At 68.1% G+C, this 1,456-nt stretch carries 1 protein-coding gene; it reads left to right on the top strand.

The window, feature by feature from the left end:
• Positions 1-1,456 (top strand): valine--tRNA ligase (locus tag G6W55_RS37610; protein ID WP_175525055.1); only part of this gene is annotated, 1,456 nt, incomplete at both ends.

Below are 1,456 nucleotides of genomic sequence, written 5' to 3'. Positions count from 1 at the left end.
GCTGATCTACCGCGCCGAGCGCATCATCAACTGGTGCCCGCGCTGTCTCACCGCGATCTCGGACATCGAGGTCGAGTACCAGGACGACGACGGCGAGCTCGTCTCGATGAAGTACGGCGAGGGGGACGACACCATCGTCGTCGCCACCACCCGCGCCGAGACGATGCTCGGTGACACCGCCGTCGCCGTCCACCCCGACGACGAGCGCTACAAGCACCTGGTCGGCAAGGAGATCCGCCTCCCGCTGACCGACCGCTCCATCCCGGTCGTCGCCGACACGCACGTCGACCCCGAATTCGGCACCGGCGCCGTCAAGGTGACCCCGGCCCACGACCCGAACGACTTCGAGATCGGCCAGCGCCACGACCTGCCGTCCCTCACCGTCATGGACGAGCACGCCGTCATCACGGCCCACGGCCCCTTCCAGGGCCTGGACCGGCTGGAGGCCCGCTCGGCCATCGTCGCCGCGCTGCGCGCCGAGGGCCGGATCGTCGCCGAGAAGCGGCCCTACGTCCACTCCGTCGGCCACTGCTCGCGCTGCAAGACCACCATCGAGCCGCGCCTGTCCATGCAGTGGTGGGTCAAGGTCGGCCCGCTGGCCAAGGCCGCCGGTGACGCCGTCCGCGACGGCCGGGTCAAGATCCACCCGCAGGAGATGGAGAAGCGGTACTTCGACTGGGTCGACAACCTCCACGACTGGTGCATCTCACGGCAGTTGTGGTGGGGCCACCGCATCCCGGTCTGGTACGGCCCGAACGGCGAGGTCGTCTGCGTCGGCCCCGACGACGAGGTCCCCACCGGCGAGGGCTGGCACCAGGACACCGACGTCCTCGACACCTGGTTCTCCTCCGGCCTGTGGCCGTTCTCCACGCTCGGCTGGCCCGAACAGACCGAGTCGCTCGCGAAGTTCTACCCGAACTCCGTCCTGGTCACCGGCTACGACATCCTGTTCTTCTGGGTCGCCCGGATGATGATGTTCGGCCTGTACGCGATGGACGGCACCCCGCCGTTCCACACCATCGCCCTGCACGGCATGGTCCGCGACCAGTTCGGCAAGAAGATGTCCAAGTCCTTCGGGAACGCGGTCAATCCGCTGGACTGGATGGACAAGTACGGCTCCGACGCGCTCCGTTTCACCCTCGCGCGCGGCGCCAACCCGGGCGTCGACGTCCCGATCGGCGAGGACTGGGTCCAGGGCTCCCGCAACTTCGCCAACAAGATCTGGAACGCGACGCGCTTCGCGTTGATGAACGGCGCGACGGTGGACGGCCCCCTGCCGGAGCCGTCGGCGATGTCGGCCACGGACCGCTGGATCCTCTCCCGCCTCAACTCCGTCGTCGCCGAAGTCGACGCGCTCTACGAGGACTTCCAGTTCGCGAAGCTCTCCGACGCGCTGTTCCACTTCGCGTGGGACGAGGTCTTCGACTGGTACGTCGAGCTGTCCAAGACCACCTTC

The sequence above is a fragment of the Streptomyces sp. CAI-85 genome, assembly GCF_013363615.1.
Classification (GTDB): domain Bacteria; phylum Actinomycetota; class Actinomycetes; order Streptomycetales; family Streptomycetaceae; genus Streptomyces; species Streptomyces antibioticus_B.
This window is presented reverse-complemented; position numbering and strand designations above follow the sequence as displayed.